17 protein-coding genes are annotated in these 15462 nt (G+C 35.2%); 5 read left to right on the top strand and 12 right to left on the bottom strand.

All coding sequences use genetic code 11. The features are described 5' to 3' along the window. Window positions 1–103: 103 nt before the first annotated feature. Together AC6CHK_RS12725 and AC6CHK_RS12720 are read right to left on the bottom strand one after the other, a co-directional pair. Window positions 104–877: a UDP-2,3-diacylglucosamine diphosphatase gene (locus tag AC6CHK_RS12725; RefSeq protein ID WP_498096697.1), complete on the bottom strand. Its 774-nt coding sequence runs from the start codon at window positions 875–877 to the stop codon at window positions 104–106. 21 nt (window positions 878–898) lie between these two features. Continuing rightward, window positions 899–1342, bottom strand: coding sequence for a 6-pyruvoyl trahydropterin synthase family protein (locus tag AC6CHK_RS12720; RefSeq protein ID WP_498096695.1), 444 nt, complete (start codon window positions 1340–1342; stop codon window positions 899–901). A 97-nt stretch (window positions 1343–1439) separates the two neighbouring features. Between AC6CHK_RS12720 and AC6CHK_RS12715 the strand changes: the two genes are divergently transcribed. Next, on the top strand, window positions 1440–2093 hold the full coding sequence (locus tag AC6CHK_RS12715; protein WP_498096909.1) for a ComF family protein: 654 nt from the start codon (window positions 1440–1442) through the stop codon (window positions 2091–2093). A 59-nt stretch (window positions 2094–2152) separates the two neighbouring features. On the opposite strand, the gene AC6CHK_RS12710 is transcribed toward AC6CHK_RS12715, so the two are convergent. The 3 genes from AC6CHK_RS12710 to der all read right to left on the bottom strand — a co-directional run bounded on the left by AC6CHK_RS12710 (window position 2153) and on the right by der (window position 4484). Next, a complete protein-coding gene (locus tag AC6CHK_RS12710; protein ID WP_498096693.1) occupies window positions 2153–2389 on the bottom strand; it encodes a hypothetical protein in 237 nt (78 codons plus the stop codon). Between the two features lie 24 nt (window positions 2390–2413). Continuing rightward, window positions 2414–3064: a uracil phosphoribosyltransferase gene (upp, locus tag AC6CHK_RS12705; RefSeq protein WP_498096691.1), complete on the bottom strand. Its 651-nt coding sequence runs from the start codon at window positions 3062–3064 to the stop codon at window positions 2414–2416. Window positions 3065–3173: 109 nt separating this feature from the next. Beyond that, window positions 3174–4484 carry a ribosome biogenesis GTPase Der gene (gene der / locus AC6CHK_RS12700; protein WP_498096689.1) on the bottom strand — a complete coding sequence of 437 codons (1311 nt, stop codon included), beginning with the start codon at window positions 4482–4484 and terminating at the stop codon, window positions 3174–3176. A 242-nt stretch (window positions 4485–4726) separates the two neighbouring features. Between der and AC6CHK_RS12695 the strand changes: the two genes are divergently transcribed. Both AC6CHK_RS12695 and AC6CHK_RS12690 read left to right on the top strand, forming a co-directional pair. Further along, window positions 4727–5188: a heme-binding domain-containing protein gene (locus tag AC6CHK_RS12695; protein ID WP_498096687.1), complete on the top strand. Its 462-nt coding sequence runs from the start codon at window positions 4727–4729 to the stop codon at window positions 5186–5188. Between the two features lie 11 nt (window positions 5189–5199). Next, on the top strand, window positions 5200–5610 hold the full coding sequence (locus tag AC6CHK_RS12690; RefSeq protein WP_498096685.1) for a thiol-disulfide oxidoreductase DCC family protein: 411 nt from the start codon (window positions 5200–5202) through the stop codon (window positions 5608–5610). A gap of 68 nt (window positions 5611–5678) precedes the next feature. Here AC6CHK_RS12690 and AC6CHK_RS12685 read toward each other — a convergent pair whose 3' ends face one another. Next, on the bottom strand, window positions 5679–7118 hold the full coding sequence (locus tag AC6CHK_RS12685; RefSeq protein ID WP_498096683.1) for an alpha-amylase: 1440 nt from the start codon (window positions 7116–7118) through the stop codon (window positions 5679–5681). 196 nt (window positions 7119–7314) lie between these two features. On the opposite strand from AC6CHK_RS12685, the gene AC6CHK_RS12680 reads away from it, so the two are divergent. Next, window positions 7315–7965 carry a DUF4290 domain-containing protein gene (locus AC6CHK_RS12680; RefSeq protein ID WP_498096681.1) on the top strand — a complete coding sequence of 217 codons (651 nt, stop codon included), beginning with the start codon at window positions 7315–7317 and terminating at the stop codon, window positions 7963–7965. Next, a complete protein-coding gene (gene murA / locus AC6CHK_RS12675; RefSeq protein ID WP_498096679.1) occupies window positions 7965–9272 on the top strand; it encodes a UDP-N-acetylglucosamine 1-carboxyvinyltransferase in 1308 nt (435 codons plus the stop codon). Before AC6CHK_RS12680 ends, murA begins: the two co-directional genes overlap by 1 nt. A 108-nt stretch (window positions 9273–9380) precedes the next feature. On the opposite strand, the gene AC6CHK_RS12670 is transcribed toward murA, so the two are convergent. The 6 genes from AC6CHK_RS12670 to AC6CHK_RS12645 all read right to left on the bottom strand — a co-directional run bounded on the left by AC6CHK_RS12670 (window position 9381) and on the right by AC6CHK_RS12645 (window position 15434). Next, the gene (locus tag AC6CHK_RS12670; protein ID WP_498096677.1) at window positions 9381–11324 is read right to left on the bottom strand and encodes a DUF2207 domain-containing protein; all 1944 of its coding nucleotides are present in this window, start codon (window positions 11322–11324) and stop codon (window positions 9381–9383) included. Window positions 11325–11327: 3 nt separating this feature from the next. Continuing rightward, window positions 11328–11879, bottom strand: a complete 552-nt coding sequence (locus AC6CHK_RS12665) for a LemA family protein (protein WP_498096675.1) — start codon at window positions 11877–11879, stop codon at window positions 11328–11330. Between the two features lie 105 nt (window positions 11880–11984). After that, window positions 11985–12290: an NIL domain-containing protein gene (locus AC6CHK_RS12660; RefSeq protein WP_498096674.1), complete on the bottom strand. Its 306-nt coding sequence runs from the start codon at window positions 12288–12290 to the stop codon at window positions 11985–11987. Window positions 12291–12459: 169 nt separating this feature from the next. Beyond that, complete coding sequence (locus tag AC6CHK_RS12655) at window positions 12460–13113, bottom strand: YiiX/YebB-like N1pC/P60 family cysteine hydrolase (RefSeq protein WP_498096672.1); 654 nt, start codon at window positions 13111–13113, stop codon at window positions 12460–12462. A 4-nt stretch (window positions 13114–13117) separates the two neighbouring features. After that, the gene (locus tag AC6CHK_RS12650; RefSeq protein ID WP_498096670.1) at window positions 13118–13546 is read right to left on the bottom strand and encodes a DUF1801 domain-containing protein; all 429 of its coding nucleotides are present in this window, start codon (window positions 13544–13546) and stop codon (window positions 13118–13120) included. A 100-nt stretch (window positions 13547–13646) separates the two neighbouring features. Then, window positions 13647–15434 (bottom strand): T9SS type A sorting domain-containing protein, encoded by a 1788-nt coding sequence (locus AC6CHK_RS12645; RefSeq protein WP_498096668.1) that lies wholly within the window; start codon window positions 15432–15434, stop codon window positions 13647–13649. Window positions 15435–15462 lie beyond the last annotated feature (28 nt).

The following is a 15462-nucleotide window of genomic DNA, read 5'->3' as shown; positions in this document are numbered from 1 at the left end:
TAACAAATTTGGTCAAGTTATTGCAATCAAACCTGCGGAATAGGATTAGAAATAATGGCAGCAAACCATTGTTGGGAATTACCTCTTTTTTGAGGTAATTTTTTTATTTCTTTTCAAAAGTTTTCAGTTCAAAATCGTTGGAGAAAACTCCGTAAGTGAAATAAGAAATCCAGTCGCCAAGATTGATATACTTTGCTTTTTCGTTCAGATTCAAGATCATCGGAAGATGGCGGTGACCGTAAATAAAATAATCTATATTTTCTGTCTCAAGTTTCTTTTTAGAATAAATAATCAAAAATTCTTTGTCTTCCCCTAAAAATGCTTTGTCTTCATCACCCGAAATCATTTTATTTTTTTGAGAAAGATAAAGTGCAATTTTCATGGCAATATCTGGATGAAGCCACCTGAAAGCCCATTGTGCGATCGGATTTGTAAAAAGTTTCTTCATCCTTTTATACCCTTTATCGCCAGGCCCCAAACCATCGCCGTGAGCCAGTAAAAACTGTTTGCCGGAAATTTCAAAATATTGTTTTTTGTAAAAAACAGTACATCCAATCTCTTCTTCAAGATAATCTTTCATCCAAAGATCATGATTTCCTACAAAGAAATACACCTGAATCCCGTGGTCTTTCAACTCTGCAATTTTCCCGAGAACACGTACATATCCTTTGGGAATCACATGCTTCCATTCGTGCCAAAAATCAAATAAATCTCCCATCAAAAACAAAACCTGAGCATCTTCTTTTATCTCATTCATCCAACGGATAAATTTTTCTTCCCGCAATTTGCTTTCTTTCGGATTCGGAGCACCAAAATGCTGATCCGAAGCAAAATATACTTTTTTCCCGGGCTGTAAATTGATGGTTGTTTTTAGCACAATTAAATAGTATTAAATAAACTAATTATCTTCTGCAAACCATTCTCCATAGGAGTTTTCGGTTTCGTGAAGCTTAAGATAAGCCAAAGAAACATCTGCAGGAAGCTTTGACTTTATTTTCGCAGCAATGGCATAAAGCATATTTTCACAAGTTGGCTGAAAAGTGCAATAAATCACTTTATGTCCTCTGTTTTCAAGATCTTCGCCCAATTCTTTGTGAGGTGAAAGGCCGTTGATCAAAACTGCATGATCCCAAACGTCTACGATTTCAGATTTTACGATACTTTTAATATCACCAAAATCTACCACCATTCCGTTTTTAGGATTTTCCAGATCATTTACAGGTTTTCCCTTTACTGTTACAAACAGTTTGTAGGAATGCCCGTGCATATTTTTACATTTTCCATCGTAATTGTACAGCACATGAGCCGTCTCGAATGTGAAAATTTTTGTAATACGTATCATGGTGCAAAGATAGATAATTTGAACAAAAATATGATCCATATCTCGGCTCGGCTTATATTAAAATAATTTTCGTTAAATTCACTTTCAAACAACAATGATGATTTTAGATATATTTTTTCCAAACCGCTGCATCAGCTGCAACAGGATTATCGATTGCAATTTAATAGTTTGTAATCTTTGTTTTGAGCAAATTCATTTTACACATTTTAATTATTCGGACGAAAATAAACTTAAAGAGAAATGCAAGCTGCTTTTTCCTGTTGAAGATGCCTTTTCTTTAATGCAGTTTGGAAAAAAAAATCTCAGCCGAAAAATCATTCATGAACTGAAATACAGAAGCAGAGAAAAAACAGGAAAAATTCTTGCCGGTTGGGTTTCGGAAAGATTAGATTTTAAAAATAACAAACCGGATCTTTTGATAAGCGTTCCTTTGCATCCTAAAAAGCAGAAAGAAAGGGGCTATAATCAGCTTCACCTTTTCACCAAAACTTTATCCGAATTTTATGAAATTCCGTTTAATCATGATTTGATTAAAAGAAACCATTATTCTAAAGCACAAGCTTTAAAAGATAAGAAACACCGCTTGGAAACAGAAAATACATTTTCGTTAACCAAAGAAATTTCAGGAAAACATATTTTGCTGATTGACGATGTTTTTACAACAGGAAATACTTTATCTACAATTGTCTGGGAAATTTTAAAATCAGAAAATAATAAAGTAAGTATTTTGGTCATGGCGATGGATGAGTGATTGGGCTGGGGGTTTTAGAGTTGAAGAGTTTTAATGCGAAAGTGCAGATTCAATGTAAATTAATCTTTATTCTTATTTACTATTTCTTTTACACTTAAATAAAATATTCTGATCGAAAAAAATATTAATAAAATTCCAAAAAAATAAAATACTGTTGGTTTTTCTTCAGCAGGAATTATGAGTAAAACAATTCCTCCAAATAAAAGAAATACAGCAACGCCAAAATTAGTTTCGCCACTTCCTAAACAAATTTGCACAATTCCATACAGAAATTCTTTAACGATTTTAAATATCAAACTTATCTTCATCTGTCTTTAAAATTACCGCTGTAATTTCTCACCATAACTCAAATCTCCCGCATCACCTAAACCTGGAGTTATATAACCTTTCGTCGTTAAGTTTTCGTCAATAGCTCCGACCCAAATTTTTGCTTGCGGATAAGCATTTTCAATGGTTTCGACACCTTGTTTTGAAGCAATTGCAGCCACGATATGTAACTGTGAAGGATTTCCGTGTGTCAAAAGATCTTTTAAGGCTTCAATCAGCGAAGCTCCCGTTGCCAGCATCGGATCGGCAACAATTAAAGGTCGACCTTCAATGCTCGGACACGTCAAATAATCTTGCTTTATCGAAAAATAATCGTTAGCATCATGCTTTCTGTAAGCAGCAACAAAACCACAATCTGCCTTGTCAAAATAATTCAAAATTCCTTCAAATAATGGAACTCCGGCTCTTAAAATAGTTGTAATAACGGGCTGAACAGCAATTTCCTGAACTTTTATTGTATCTAAAGGAGTCTGAATTTCAATTTCTTTTATTTCTAAATCTTTAGATATTTCAAAAGCGGCAATTTCTCCGATGCGCTCCATATTTCTGCGGAATCTCATTCGGTCAGGCTGAATTTCTACGTTTCGAAGCTCGTTAATCCACGAATTAACTAAAGAAAAAGTTTTAGAAAGTTCTACCGTCATAATTTTGATTATTCTTACAACAAAATTATGAAATATAAAATAAAACCCCTCTCAGAAAATTACTGAAAGGGACTATTTTTTTATGATTTTAAATCGTAATTGAATACTATTATTTTTGTCTGAAATACACTTCAATCGGAACTCCAGTGAAACCGAATTCTTTTCTCAACTGATTTTCTGTAAATCGTTTGTATGCTTCTTTCACATACTGCGGCAAATTACAGAAGAATACAAATTGCGGAGACGGTGTCGGCAACTGTACACAATATTTGATTTTAATATATTTTCCTTTGTTTGCTGGCGGTGGTGTACGTTCGAAGATAGGAAGCATTACTTCATTTAATTTTGAAGTTTTGATTTTCTTCTTACGGTCTTCGTAAACAACCATTGCCATTTCTACAGCTTTCAGGATTCTCTGCTTCGTTAAAGCGGAAACAAAAAGAATTGGAATATCGCTGAACTGTCCGATTTTATCTCTGATAGATTGTTCGAAATCTCTTACGGTATTTGTTGTTTTGTCTTCAATCAAATCCCATTTATTAACAACGATTACAATCCCTTTTCTGTTTTTCTGAGCCAGACCGAAAATATTCATATCCTGAGATTCCCATCCTAAAGTTGCATCAACCATGATGATCACAACATCAGAAAATTCGATTGAACGAATGGATCTCATTACAGAATAAAATTCTAAATCTTCATTTACTTTGGCTTTACGACGCATTCCTGCTGTATCAACCAACACAAACTCGTGACCAAATTTATTATAAAGCGTCTGAATACTGTCTCTTGTAGTTCCGGCAACATCCGTCACAATGTTTCTTTCAGCATCAAGCAAAGCATTTGTTAAAGTAGATTTCCCTACGTTCGGACGACCTGCAATAGTGATTTTGGGAAGACCTTCGAATGGATCTTTGTAATCAGTTGTCGGGAAATCATTAATCACAGCATCGAGAATTTCTCCTGTTCCGGAACCTGTAGCTGAAGATAAAGTGTAATATTTTTCAATTCCTAACTGGTAAAATTCTGTAGCTGCCAATTCTTCTTTCGAAGAGTCAACTTTATTAATCACATGATAAACCGGCTTGTTTGCTCTTCTCAACATTTCATGAATCTCGTAGTCGGTATCAGTAAGACCCTCTTCTACGTTCATCATAAAAATAATTGACGTCGCTTCATCAATGGCCAGCTGAACTTGTTTTGAAATTTCTTCTTGGAAAACGTCTTCGCTATTTACTTCATAACCACCTGTATCGATTACAGTAAAGTCTACACCACTCCAGTCAGATTTTCCGTAATGACGATCTCTGGTAACTCCTGAAGTAGAATCTACGATAGCTTCTCTTCTTTCAAGCAAACGATTAAAAAGTGTGGATTTTCCTACGTTGGGACGCCCAACGATTGCAACAATATTTGACATAAAAAAATGTTTAATAATCCTTCGACAAAGCGTAGGACAAGATTATCAATGAGTTACTCCAACTTTTGGAGCTCAATTTTTTTGCAAAGATAATGCTTTATTATTTAGTAACATAAAACGATTTTGAACCGCCATTTTATTGTAAAATATTGTCAACTTTTTTATTTTTCTAAACAAAATATCTCCTGTTCTCAAAAAACTGTCTTATTTTTATAGAGAATTAATCATAAAAGAACGCATCTATGAAAAAAATATTGGTTGTGCTTTTAGTAGCATTTATTATTATTCAGTTTTTTCCTATTGATAAGACAAATCCGCCACCAACTCCCGGAATGGACTTTCTGAAAGTAAAAGATACACCGCCTGAAATTGCGAAATTAATAAGAACTTCCTGTTATGACTGTCATTCGAACGAAACAGAATATCCGTGGTATTCCAGCATTTCGCCTTTCGCATGGATTCTGAAAGATCACATTGATGAAGGAAGAAGTCATCTCAACTTTTCAACCTTTGTGATGTATGAGCCAAAAAGACAGGCACACAAATTGCAGGAATGTATTGAAATGATCGAAAAAGAAGAGATGCCTTTAGAATCATATTTTGTAGGGCATCAGGATGCAAAACTGACCAATGAACAAAGGCAGCAACTTATTAAATATTTTAAGAAAGTAAAAGAACAGACTGAGCAGGCAATGGTATTTTAAAAATCAAGATCATGGAAAACTGGCAGGATAAACATATTGTATTTTTTGACGGGGAATGTGGAGTTTGTAATTTTTGGGTTCAATGGATTTTAGAAAGAGATAAAAATGACCAATTTATGTTTGCGTCTTTACAATCTGATTTTGGACAAAAATTTTTATCCGAAAGAGGTCTGGAAACAAAAGTTTTTAACACCATGTATCTCTGGAAACCCAACAAATATTATCTGATGAAATCCCGCGCAGTCCTGAAAATCGCAAGTTTACTCGGCGGAATTTTTAAACTTTCGGCTATTGGAAAGATTATCCCCGCTTTTTTAAGTGATAAAGTTTACGATATAATTTCTAAAAACAGAATGGAACTTGCCAATCAAAAATGTTATCTACCGACACCTCATCAAAGGAAAAAGTTTATTGAGGTTTAAAGATTTTCTAACAAATTTATAGACTTTTAAAATAAAAAGACTGCTTTAATTAAAGCAGTCTTTTTTAATTATTGATTCAACGACCAGACCGAATAAGAATTTGGCGGACATTGAATTTTCACCCATTTGTCACCTTGAGTTGTAGGATACCATGTTGAATGGCCTGTAAAATCTTTTATTTGTTGGCTGCTCCAATTTGTTTCAACCCACCTTTCCTGCCAAGTCGAAGAATTATTGAGATAAACGACCAATCCCGGATTTCCGTTATAGCCGTTTCGTCTGGCAATGTATTCATCATTGTCGGTATAGAGAATTGAGGTTGTTCCTGTTGCTTTATTGTTGTGAATCCAGATCAGATTATTCAATCTTTCTTTGTTTAGCCATTCTTCATAATCTCTGTAAAAAATAGTAGGATAGCCTTCGTGAGTTAAAATATAAGCATAAGCCAAATTCTTATTATTGATGACATCTGTATCATGATTTGCAACAAAAGTCACAGCTTTATAAGGATTTCTTTTCCACATCATATCGTCGTTTAATGCATTTAGGTTTCCGTTGTCGAATGCCTCATCCATTTTATAATATGCTGCAAAATCGAATACCGAGCTGTTTGCGCTATTTGCCCACCATTCTAAAGTATTTACGTTTGAATCCCACAATTCGCCAACCGAAAACCCACCTACATTTGAGTTCCATGTATTGACAACCCAAGGCCCGAAACCTTTCACATAATCAAATCTCCAACCGTCAAATTTCATTACATTCTTATAATACTTTCCGACAGAATCGTCCCTTCCCCAAAGCCAGTCCTGAACATACGGATTGGCATGACACAAATCCGGAAAACCTCCGAAAACACCTTCATCATTATTTCCGTATGCGTTTTTGTAGAAATCATTATAGCTTCTTTGGAATTTTCCTGAAGCAATGCCCGAAAAGTCTGTCCATGTATTAGTCCCGGTAAAAGGGTTGGCTTGCGATTGCCCTCCACTGTTATGATTAATAACAATGTCTGCATAAACCTGCATATTTTCGGCATGAGCTTTTGTAATTAATGCTTCCAACTCTGTTCGGGAACCGAAACGTGTTTCAGTGGTTCCGTTTTGATTAAAATTTCCAAAATCATAATAATCTGTCGGATCGTATCCCATCGAATAAGCTCCATTTTGAGCCTTTGATGCAGGAGGCAGCCAAATTGCACCAATTCCGGCATTAGACCAATCTGTTATTTTTTCTTTAACGGTATTCCACCAAATGCCACCTTCAGGAACATCCCAATAAAACCCCTGCATTAGCACACTTCCTCCTGGCCCCGATACAAATTTTCCGTTCATAGATTCGCTTCCGTTTCCTGTACTAAAAGGTTTTCCGTCGTGATTTGTCACATTGCCTGTTTTGCTATGAACTTCCAATTGTTCAGGAGATTTATCTACAATTTCGTCATTGCTCCGGCAGGAATTTATAAACCCTAAGGCTAAAAAAGAAACAATAAAATGTGTTTTTTTCATATAAAATATTTTTTAGTGATCAACTGACAACTAAATTACAATTTTTACAAAATAAAATTCGCACCGTTTAAAATTAATTTAATTTTAATGTTAAACTTGGTTCAGAAGTTGTTACCACATTATATTATTATTAAAAAAGCATAAACTTTTAAGTTTTTCCAAACATTTTTTTTATTAATCCATATATTTGCAGACTATGGAATACAATACCCAAAAAACTCAGCTTAATATGCCGGAATACGGCAGAATCATACAACAATTGGTTGAGCGTTGCAAAGAGCTTCCTACAAAAGAAGAAAGGAACGAAATGGCAATGGCGATCATCGATTTTATGGGTCAGAGAAACCCGCAGCTTCGCGATGAAGAAAATTACAAACATAAACTTTGGGATCATTTATATATTTTAGCCAATCATGATCTGGATGTAGATCCTGTTTATCCTTTTCCTACAAAGGAGCAGCTTGAGGAAAAACCTAAAAAAATGGAGTATCCAAAGCTTCAGGGTGATTTTAAATTTTATGGAAAAAGCATTCTTCAATTAATCGAAAAAGCAATTGAACTTGAACCCGGAGATGAAAAAGAAGCTCTGATAGAAGTGATTGCCAACAATATGAAGAAATCTTACAACGTTTACAACAAAGAACATGTAACTGATGATGTAATTTTCCGTCATTTAAAGGAATTATCGGCAAACAGGCTTGATCTTACAAGTATAGAAGCTCTTGAAAAAAGTAAGATCTATTACGCAACTGCCAATCGTAACAATCTTAATAAAAACACAAATAACAGAAATCAATCAAATACCAATAAAAGAAGATTCAACAATAACAACAAGAATAGAAGATAATGAGCGGGACATTTCAAATAAGAGGAGGAAAAAGACTGCAAGGCGAAATCACTCCACAAGGGGCAAAAAATGAAGCCTTACAAATTTTATGCGCAGTTTTATTAACGGATGAAGAGGTAAGAATTACAAATATCCCCGACATTCATGATGTCAACAGATTGATAGAGATTTTGGGAGATTTTGGAGTAAAAGTGACTAAAAACGGACACGGAGACTTCACTTTCAAAGCAGATAATGTCAATTTTGATTATATTAAATCTAATGAATTTAAGAAAGACGGGGCAAAGCTAAGAGGCTCAATTATGTTGATGGGACCGATGCTGGCAAGATACGGAGAAGCTTACATGCCGACGCCGGGTGGCGACAAAATCGGAAGAAGAAGATTAGACACACATTTTCAGGGCCTGGTTGAGCTTGGAGCAGAATTCAATTATGATGAAAATGAATACTTTTATTCTTTAAAAGCCAAAGAACTCAACGGAAAATTTATCCTTCTTGAAGAAGCTTCCGTGACAGGAACCGCCAATATCGTAATGGCGGCAACTTTAGCAAAAGGAAAAACAAGAATCTACAACGCAGCATGCGAACCTTATCTTCAGCAGCTTTGCAAAATGCTCAACAGAATGGGCGCCAATATTTCAGGAATCGGTTCAAATTTATTAACAATTGAAGGTGTAGAATATCTTCGCGGAACTGAACACGCAATGCTTCCCGACATGGTCGAAATCGGATCGTGGATTGGCCTTGCAGCCATGACAAAATCTGAAATCACCATAAAAAATGTCAATTGGAACCAGCTTGGTGTCATTCCAAATACATTCAGAAAATTGGGGATTCAGCTTGAACAAAGCGGCGATGATATTTACATTCCTTCTCAGGAAAATTATAAAATTCAGAAATTTATCGACGGATCTATTCTTACCGTTTCAGATGCCCCTTGGCCGGGATTCACACCAGATTTGCTTTCGATCATTTTGGTGGTCGCAACTCAGGCAAAAGGAAGCTTATTGGTACATCAGAAAATGTTTGAATCGAGATTGTTTTTTGTTGATAAATTAATTGACATGGGAGCGCAAATTATTCTTTGCGATCCGCACCGAGCGACTGTAATTGGTTTAAATCAGGAAGCTCCGCTACGTGGAACAACGATGATTTCTCCAGATATCAGAGCCGGAAATGCTTTACTTATTGCTGCACTTTCTGCCGAAGGAAAATCTATTATTCACAATATCGAGCAAATCGACAGAGGTTATGAAAACATCGACGGAAGACTAAAAGCCATTGGTGCGGATATTGAGAGAATTTAGGTTTAGGCAAAATTAATATCAGCCAGACTTTACTAAACATTTAAATACAAAAAGCGTTCAGAAAAATTAATTCTGAACGCTTTTTATTTGTGAATGAATATTATTTGGCTACCAACCGCCTCCTCCGCCTCCGCCTCCTCCGCCTCCGGAAAAACCACCGCCACCAGATCCAGATCCTGAACTACTTCCGGAACTCGCTGGCTGTGTAGCCGAAGACTGTATAGAATTGGTGAGACTGGAATTTAAGGCGCTTGATAAAGCAAAATAATTCATAGAAGAGCCTACATACCAATTATTATGATATTCTGTCGACATTTTGGCAAGCATATCATCAAACTTTTTTCCCCAGATTTCATCAACGCCCAAAACCATCGCAAACGGTAATAATTTTTCAAAAATTTCGGACGTGACCTTCGGAGGATTATGAAATTTTAGCTGCTCGTTTTCCGCTGTTCCCATGTACATTTTAAAACCTTCAATCAATGATTTCTTTCTGAGTTTCTCTTCAGATGGCCTTTTAATTAAAAACTGGTAAATAACCAAAGAAGTAAAACCTAAAACAATAAAAATATAGCAGATATTAAAATTATTATCAATCGTAAATTCATTTTGACTCCATAAAAACCTTGCCACAAACAAGAAGAAAATCACAGGTATGATAAGAAAGAATTTAAATAAAAAAGGAAAATATTTAAATAAAATAATTGACAATATAAAAGCCACAAACAAAACACCATACAGAAAAATCCCTATAATAACTTTTTCAAATTCCGGGAAAAGCTGATAACTTATAATTAAGCCAAACAAATAAACAATGCTGATGATAATGCTTGGTAAATATATTTTTCTGATATTATTCCCTTCATTTAAAAATGCATCATATTGAAATTTGAGTGTTTCTTTAAAATTCAAGACTGCGTTTTCAATTTTAGGATCATATTTTCCGTCAAACTTTACGCTGTCTTCAACTCCCGAGAAAAGAGAATTCATCAGGTTGATTTCTTCTTTCGGCAAACTCTGATCGGCGTTTTTAAGCTTTTTCACAATAAATGTTTTACTTTTAAAAAGACCTAAAATTCCGTTATCTTCATCTTCAATGATCTGAACATAGCCTTTCACAGCAAGATTGACTAATGCAGCAGTTAAATATTTATTTTTAAAATTTTCGTTGTGCAAATAACCTAAAGAAGCCGGCGAAAGATTTTCCGGAACGTTAAATTGCGGGTAAACAACAGGCTTTTCGGGATCAACACCGTATTTTCGCCATGTTGAATAATAATAAAACAACAAGCCTAAAAAAATGATAATTCCGGCGCTCAGAATTCCATATTTCTCAATGAAAGTCGGCGGCGGTGGCGGGATCATGATTCCTTTTTTGAAACCAACTGCAATCGTGAGTCCTTCACCTGGATCCAAATTCGAAGTGCCCCACTCTATATTATGATCTGATAAAACTTTTGCCGAACAATCTTGCGAATTGTTTCCGTAAGCACCTTTGTAACAGCTATTTTGAATAATTCCGGCTCCGTTGGGAAGCTTAATTGTTGCTGAAACCGAATCTATCGGAAAACCCCAAGCATTACCATTGACATTCCAATACAATTCATCATAATTATCAAAAAATCCGATTTGGTCTTCAGTTTTATATTTTATTTCATAATCGTAAACATCAGGTTGAAGAATGACGTCTTTGCTTCCAATATAGATTTTTAAAAAACCGTCTTCTATTTCTTTTTTAAAATCTTCATCAACTCCATTTTTCTTGACAGAAATAATATCATATTTTATTTTCTGAGTTTTATTATTCAAATTTCTTGATAATGGAAATATGCGGAAAATTCCTCTTTTAATTTCATCACCCAAGCTCTGAACTTTAATTTTTTCGGTAACCGTAAGCCCTGAATTTTTATCAACATCAATATCTGAATGAAAAGAAATAATTTTTTCAACATTTTCTACAATCGACATTTGATCGATATCCCGCGTTTCCTCTTTCTGAGCGAAGCCTGCTACAAAAAGTAGAAGGTAAAACAGCAATAAAACCTTCTTCATTATTTAAAATTTTACCGTTGGAGCTTCTCTTTCAGCGATGTTTTCAAGCTCAAAGAACTTAGCTTTTTCAAACTTGTACATATTAGCAACAAAATTACTCGGAAAAGATTCTACCAACGTATTGTTTTCCCTTACCGTTCCATTGTAATATCTTCTGGATTTTTCGATATCATTTTCGATTGAGCTCAACTCAGCCTGCAATTGTTGGAAATTGGTATTGGCTTTTAAATCCGGATATTGCTCGGCCACCGCAAATAGATTCATCATCGCCTGATTCAGATTTTTTTCGGCTGCTTCTTTGGCTTCTACCGTATTGGCGCCTACCGCTTGTGTTCTTGCTCTGGTAACACTGTCTAAAGTTTCGCGCTCATGTGTTGCATAGCCTTTTACAGTTTCCACAAGATTTGGAATAAGATCGTGACGTTTTTTAAGCATCACATCAATACTGCTCCACGCTTCCTGAACAAGGTTTCTAAGTTTTACAAGCCGATTGTAAATGGATACTCCATAAAAAACAGCAATCGCCAAAACACCAAGGATAATAAGTGCAACCATAATTTTGTATTTAATTTAGATTAAAAATAAATGTTTTTCACGGATAAATGCATAAAAAAAAGCGCTCAATAACTGAGCGCCTTAAAAACTATACGGACTTACAGCTCACGAATACTTTCTACAGATATATTCTACAGTAGAATTCATGAGTTTATTTTTGTTCAGAAAATATTCCAGCTGCTGAAATTCTTCTGAAGTTGCATTGATATGCAACTGAAATGAACCAAAATTTGCCCCGTTCATATACTCTACATTTGCGCTCAATACCTTGTAACAAATTCCCATCTGCTGATAAATAGCATTCAAAAGATGATCGAACTTCACTTTTCCATTCAGTTCTACTTCAATGATCAGGTTTTTTTTGATAAGGCTTACATTTTTGGGCAAAGGCTGCAAATTTGTCGTAATCATAACTAAAGCATTTTTTGATTAATCAGTTGAATTCTCAATTGCATTGTCAATTATTTATAATTAAATTCAAGACAAAAGTATTAAAAATTATTAGTCTACCAAATTAGTAGACTATTAATTTTTAATTTTAACATAAAAAAAGAGAAGCAATTAACTTCTCTCTATATTTTTACATTTCTTTTATCCTTTCCAACTTTTCCGAAGCAGCTAAGCCATTGGGATTGCAGCCCAATTCACCTTCCGGCACTTTAAGGTTTTTCTTTTGATAAAATTCTTCCCAAAACTCGTTGGTTTTTCCGGTTTTAGGATCAATAAAAGTCATGGGCTCCAGTTTAAAAATCTGATCTTTCCGAAAAGATCTTTCTATATAATCCGAACAGTAATAAGAGTTTTCATCTAAAATATAATTAAAATTATACTTTTTTCCCAGCATGGAATTCGCTTTTTCAATTGCTGCAGGAATTGCATTTTGGTATTGAGGTTTTAAACGGTAAACGACAACTTTTTGTCCGTCATTTGCCTGATCTTTCAAAAAATAGTTTAATTTTTGCTTTTGAGAGCCACCTTTTGGAGCGGCATGAAGTACAAAAACACCTTTTTTATCTTTCTGTAAAATTCCGATATGATCAAATGATGCATTTTTCTGTTTTTGAGTCACATTATTTATCGCTCCGGAAAGTCCGGATTCTTTTGCGGTCACAAAAAGAAGATCGCCATTTTTTAAACCTGGAACAATTGAATTTTTGCAACTTAATAAGAATATTAATAAAAATACAGTTGCTGAAATCTTGATCAGAAAATTATTTTTTAAAATTGGCTTCATACGTTTAAATCCAGTCTTCAACGGTCATTTTTTTACTCAGCTCAGTAATCAGTTCAAAAGGAATATCATCTATTTTTTTGAAACGGACACACGATTTGCCCATATCCAGTTTTCTTTTTGAATGCTTCGGAAACTCGGCTACAAACCAATCCAAAAGTTCGGGTTTTGCGTACATTTCCATGTGATACAAAGCAATGAAATTCTTCTGTGAAGCCAATCCCATAAATGGAAGCGGCGAACCCGGCGTACAGTGATAACCCAAAGGATAAGTCTCCAAAGGAACATCCCAACCCACCATTCCGTAGCTGTTTCCTTTTTTGAAACCGTCCGGTAAATTGTCATTGATCGTGTCAAACAATTTTTTGAAAACTTCTTGTCTTTCTTCAGGGATTTTTGAAATATAATCTTCTATGGAGACTGCAGGGATTTGCATTTTTTAACAATTTTTAGATACTTCAAAATAACAAAAATAATATCATATAAAAAAAGCAGCCATACTTTCGTATAGCTGCTAAATTAATATTAAAAAAAACTTATTTTTTGATAGCTTTTACTGTACCGGTCGAACCGTCTTTAAATTGAATATTGATAAAATACAAACCGGAATTTAATGTATTCAGATTGATTTCTTTTGTAGGATTATCAATTGTTTTCACCATTCTTCCTGATACATCCGTCACGATTACCGTTTTCAGATCTCTTACATCTGAAATGTGCAATACATCCTTGAACGGGTTTGGATGAATACTGACTGTTTTTTTGTTTACATTCGTTTCGGATGTACTCAATTGTGATAATTCTAAGGTAAAGTTATCTACATAAAAGTTATAATCCGGAGCATCATTTACTGTTCCGTCACTTCCATAGAATGCAAATACAGTGTTGGAACCGGAATAATTAGTTAATTCATAATTAAAAATATTTGAGGTATTGGAAGGTGTATTGTTTACATCCCATGTCTGCAATACCGTCCATGTGCTGCCACCATCATTAGAAATAAGAAATTGAAGTATATCATCGGATCCCATTGTAGAAGTTGCAGTACCAGAGTAAGTCGTTACACCATAATCAAATTTCACTCTGTATCCTCCGGCCGAAAGATCAAACGGAACAGTTTTCAGCCATCCTGTTCTATTTGTACTATAAAGGTTAATGCTTGCAGAACCTGTACCTGTCACATTTAAAAAACCATCTTCCCCCCAATATGAAGAAGTTCCAGTCGGTCCTGTTGCAGGAGTTCCACCCGAAAGATTAGCGTTCCAGCAATTACCAGGGAATTGACTAAAAGTATTAGTGTATGAAGGTACTATTGCACCGCATAAAGTAGTAAATGTACCCGGAAGAGACCATCCGCTCTGGCTTGTGGCCGTGCTGCAATTTGTTCGTACCCAATAATAATAAGTTGTAGATGCTGCTAAACTTCCAATTGTAGTAGAAGTCCCGGTAATCCCTGTCATATTGGGCGAGGTAGAACTTGTAGGAGGCGTATTTGTTGTACTATAATATAAATCATAGCTTGTTGCGGTTGTTGTTGCCGGAATAGTCCAAGAAACCTGCGCAGAGTTTGAAGAAAGCGTTCCTACCGGTTGCAAAGCCGGAGCTGAACAATCTGTAAAAGCGTCCGCTGAAACTGCAAAAATATTAGGAATTCCGCTTCCTGTAGTTTTTGCGATGGTAATACTTTGAATTGGTTTTGTATGATTTGCGGCATCAATGTTTAAAACCGACTGATACATTCTTGGATTCGTGCTATTGGGTTCCAAAACATTATTGGTTCTGTTGATTCTTCCGATCCCCCAAATTGCATAATTTGCTCCGTCATACCAGTCAGAAAGAGCAATAGTAGAAAATACCTGCGTCGAATTATCTGTAAAAGTCACCGTTGCACTTACTGAAGATGTACCGCTACCGCTGGTGGAAAGTAAATATAATTTAAAAGCAGCTTTTGGTGTTGTAAATACCAATGTTCCGCTGTTTCCGGTAACAGGAAGTTTCAATGAATTCATACCAGTTAAGTTTCCCAGTTGAAAGCTCAATCCCGGTGTACTTCCAGCTACAGAATTAATGGTTCCATTTACCGGAATACCATACGTAATAGGAGTACTGGTAGAAGTCAACTGAAAATCTGTTGCCACAAAAGCAAAAGAAACTCCATCCACATCTGTTGTTGTAGAAACCATTGATGAGCCTACGCCGTTGGCAATGACATCCGCGTTATAACCAGATTGAACCGGCATTGTTTGAAAATTCTGAGCATTAGCGCCCGTGTTGGAAAGAATCAGCGATAAACTGACTAATCCAAAAAGATAGTTTATTTTCATATTGATAATTTAATATTGGCTAATTTAA

It is taken from the genome of Chryseobacterium sp. GQ58 (genome assembly GCF_059758895.1).
This window is presented reverse-complemented; position numbering and strand designations above follow the sequence as displayed.

Coding starts and splice junctions, on each gene's coding strand:
- AC6CHK_RS12695 (WP_498096687.1), top strand. CDS start 4,727: ATGAAAAAAATATTGGTTGTGCTTTTAGTAGCATTTATTATTATTCAG.
- AC6CHK_RS12715 (WP_498096909.1), top strand. CDS start 1,440: ATGATTTTAGATATATTTTTTCCAAACCGCTGCATCAGCTGCAACAGG.
- AC6CHK_RS12670 (WP_498096677.1), bottom strand. CDS start 11,324: ATGAAGAAGGTTTTATTGCTGTTTTACCTTCTACTTTTTGTAGCAGGC.
- AC6CHK_RS12665 (WP_498096675.1), bottom strand. CDS start 11,879: ATGGTTGCACTTATTATCCTTGGTGTTTTGGCGATTGCTGTTTTTTAT.
- der (WP_498096689.1), bottom strand. CDS start 4,484: ATGTCAAATATTGTTGCAATCGTTGGGCGTCCCAACGTAGGAAAATCC.
- AC6CHK_RS12720 (WP_498096695.1), bottom strand. CDS start 1,342: ATGATACGTATTACAAAAATTTTCACATTCGAGACGGCTCATGTGCTG.
- AC6CHK_RS12655 (WP_498096672.1), bottom strand. CDS start 13,113: ATGAAGCCAATTTTAAAAAATAATTTTCTGATCAAGATTTCAGCAACT.
- AC6CHK_RS12650 (WP_498096670.1), bottom strand. CDS start 13,546: ATGCAAATCCCTGCAGTCTCCATAGAAGATTATATTTCAAAAATCCCT.
- AC6CHK_RS12645 (WP_498096668.1), bottom strand. CDS start 15,434: ATGAAAATAAACTATCTTTTTGGATTAGTCAGTTTATCGCTGATTCTT.
- murA (WP_498096679.1), top strand. CDS start 7,965: ATGAGCGGGACATTTCAAATAAGAGGAGGAAAAAGACTGCAAGGCGAA.
- AC6CHK_RS12680 (WP_498096681.1), top strand. CDS start 7,315: ATGGAATACAATACCCAAAAAACTCAGCTTAATATGCCGGAATACGGC.
- AC6CHK_RS12685 (WP_498096683.1), bottom strand. CDS start 7,118: ATGAAAAAAACACATTTTATTGTTTCTTTTTTAGCCTTAGGGTTTATA.
- AC6CHK_RS12690 (WP_498096685.1), top strand. CDS start 5,200: ATGGAAAACTGGCAGGATAAACATATTGTATTTTTTGACGGGGAATGT.
- upp (WP_498096691.1), bottom strand. CDS start 3,064: ATGACGGTAGAACTTTCTAAAACTTTTTCTTTAGTTAATTCGTGGATT.
- AC6CHK_RS12660 (WP_498096674.1), bottom strand. CDS start 12,290: ATGATTACGACAAATTTGCAGCCTTTGCCCAAAAATGTAAGCCTTATC.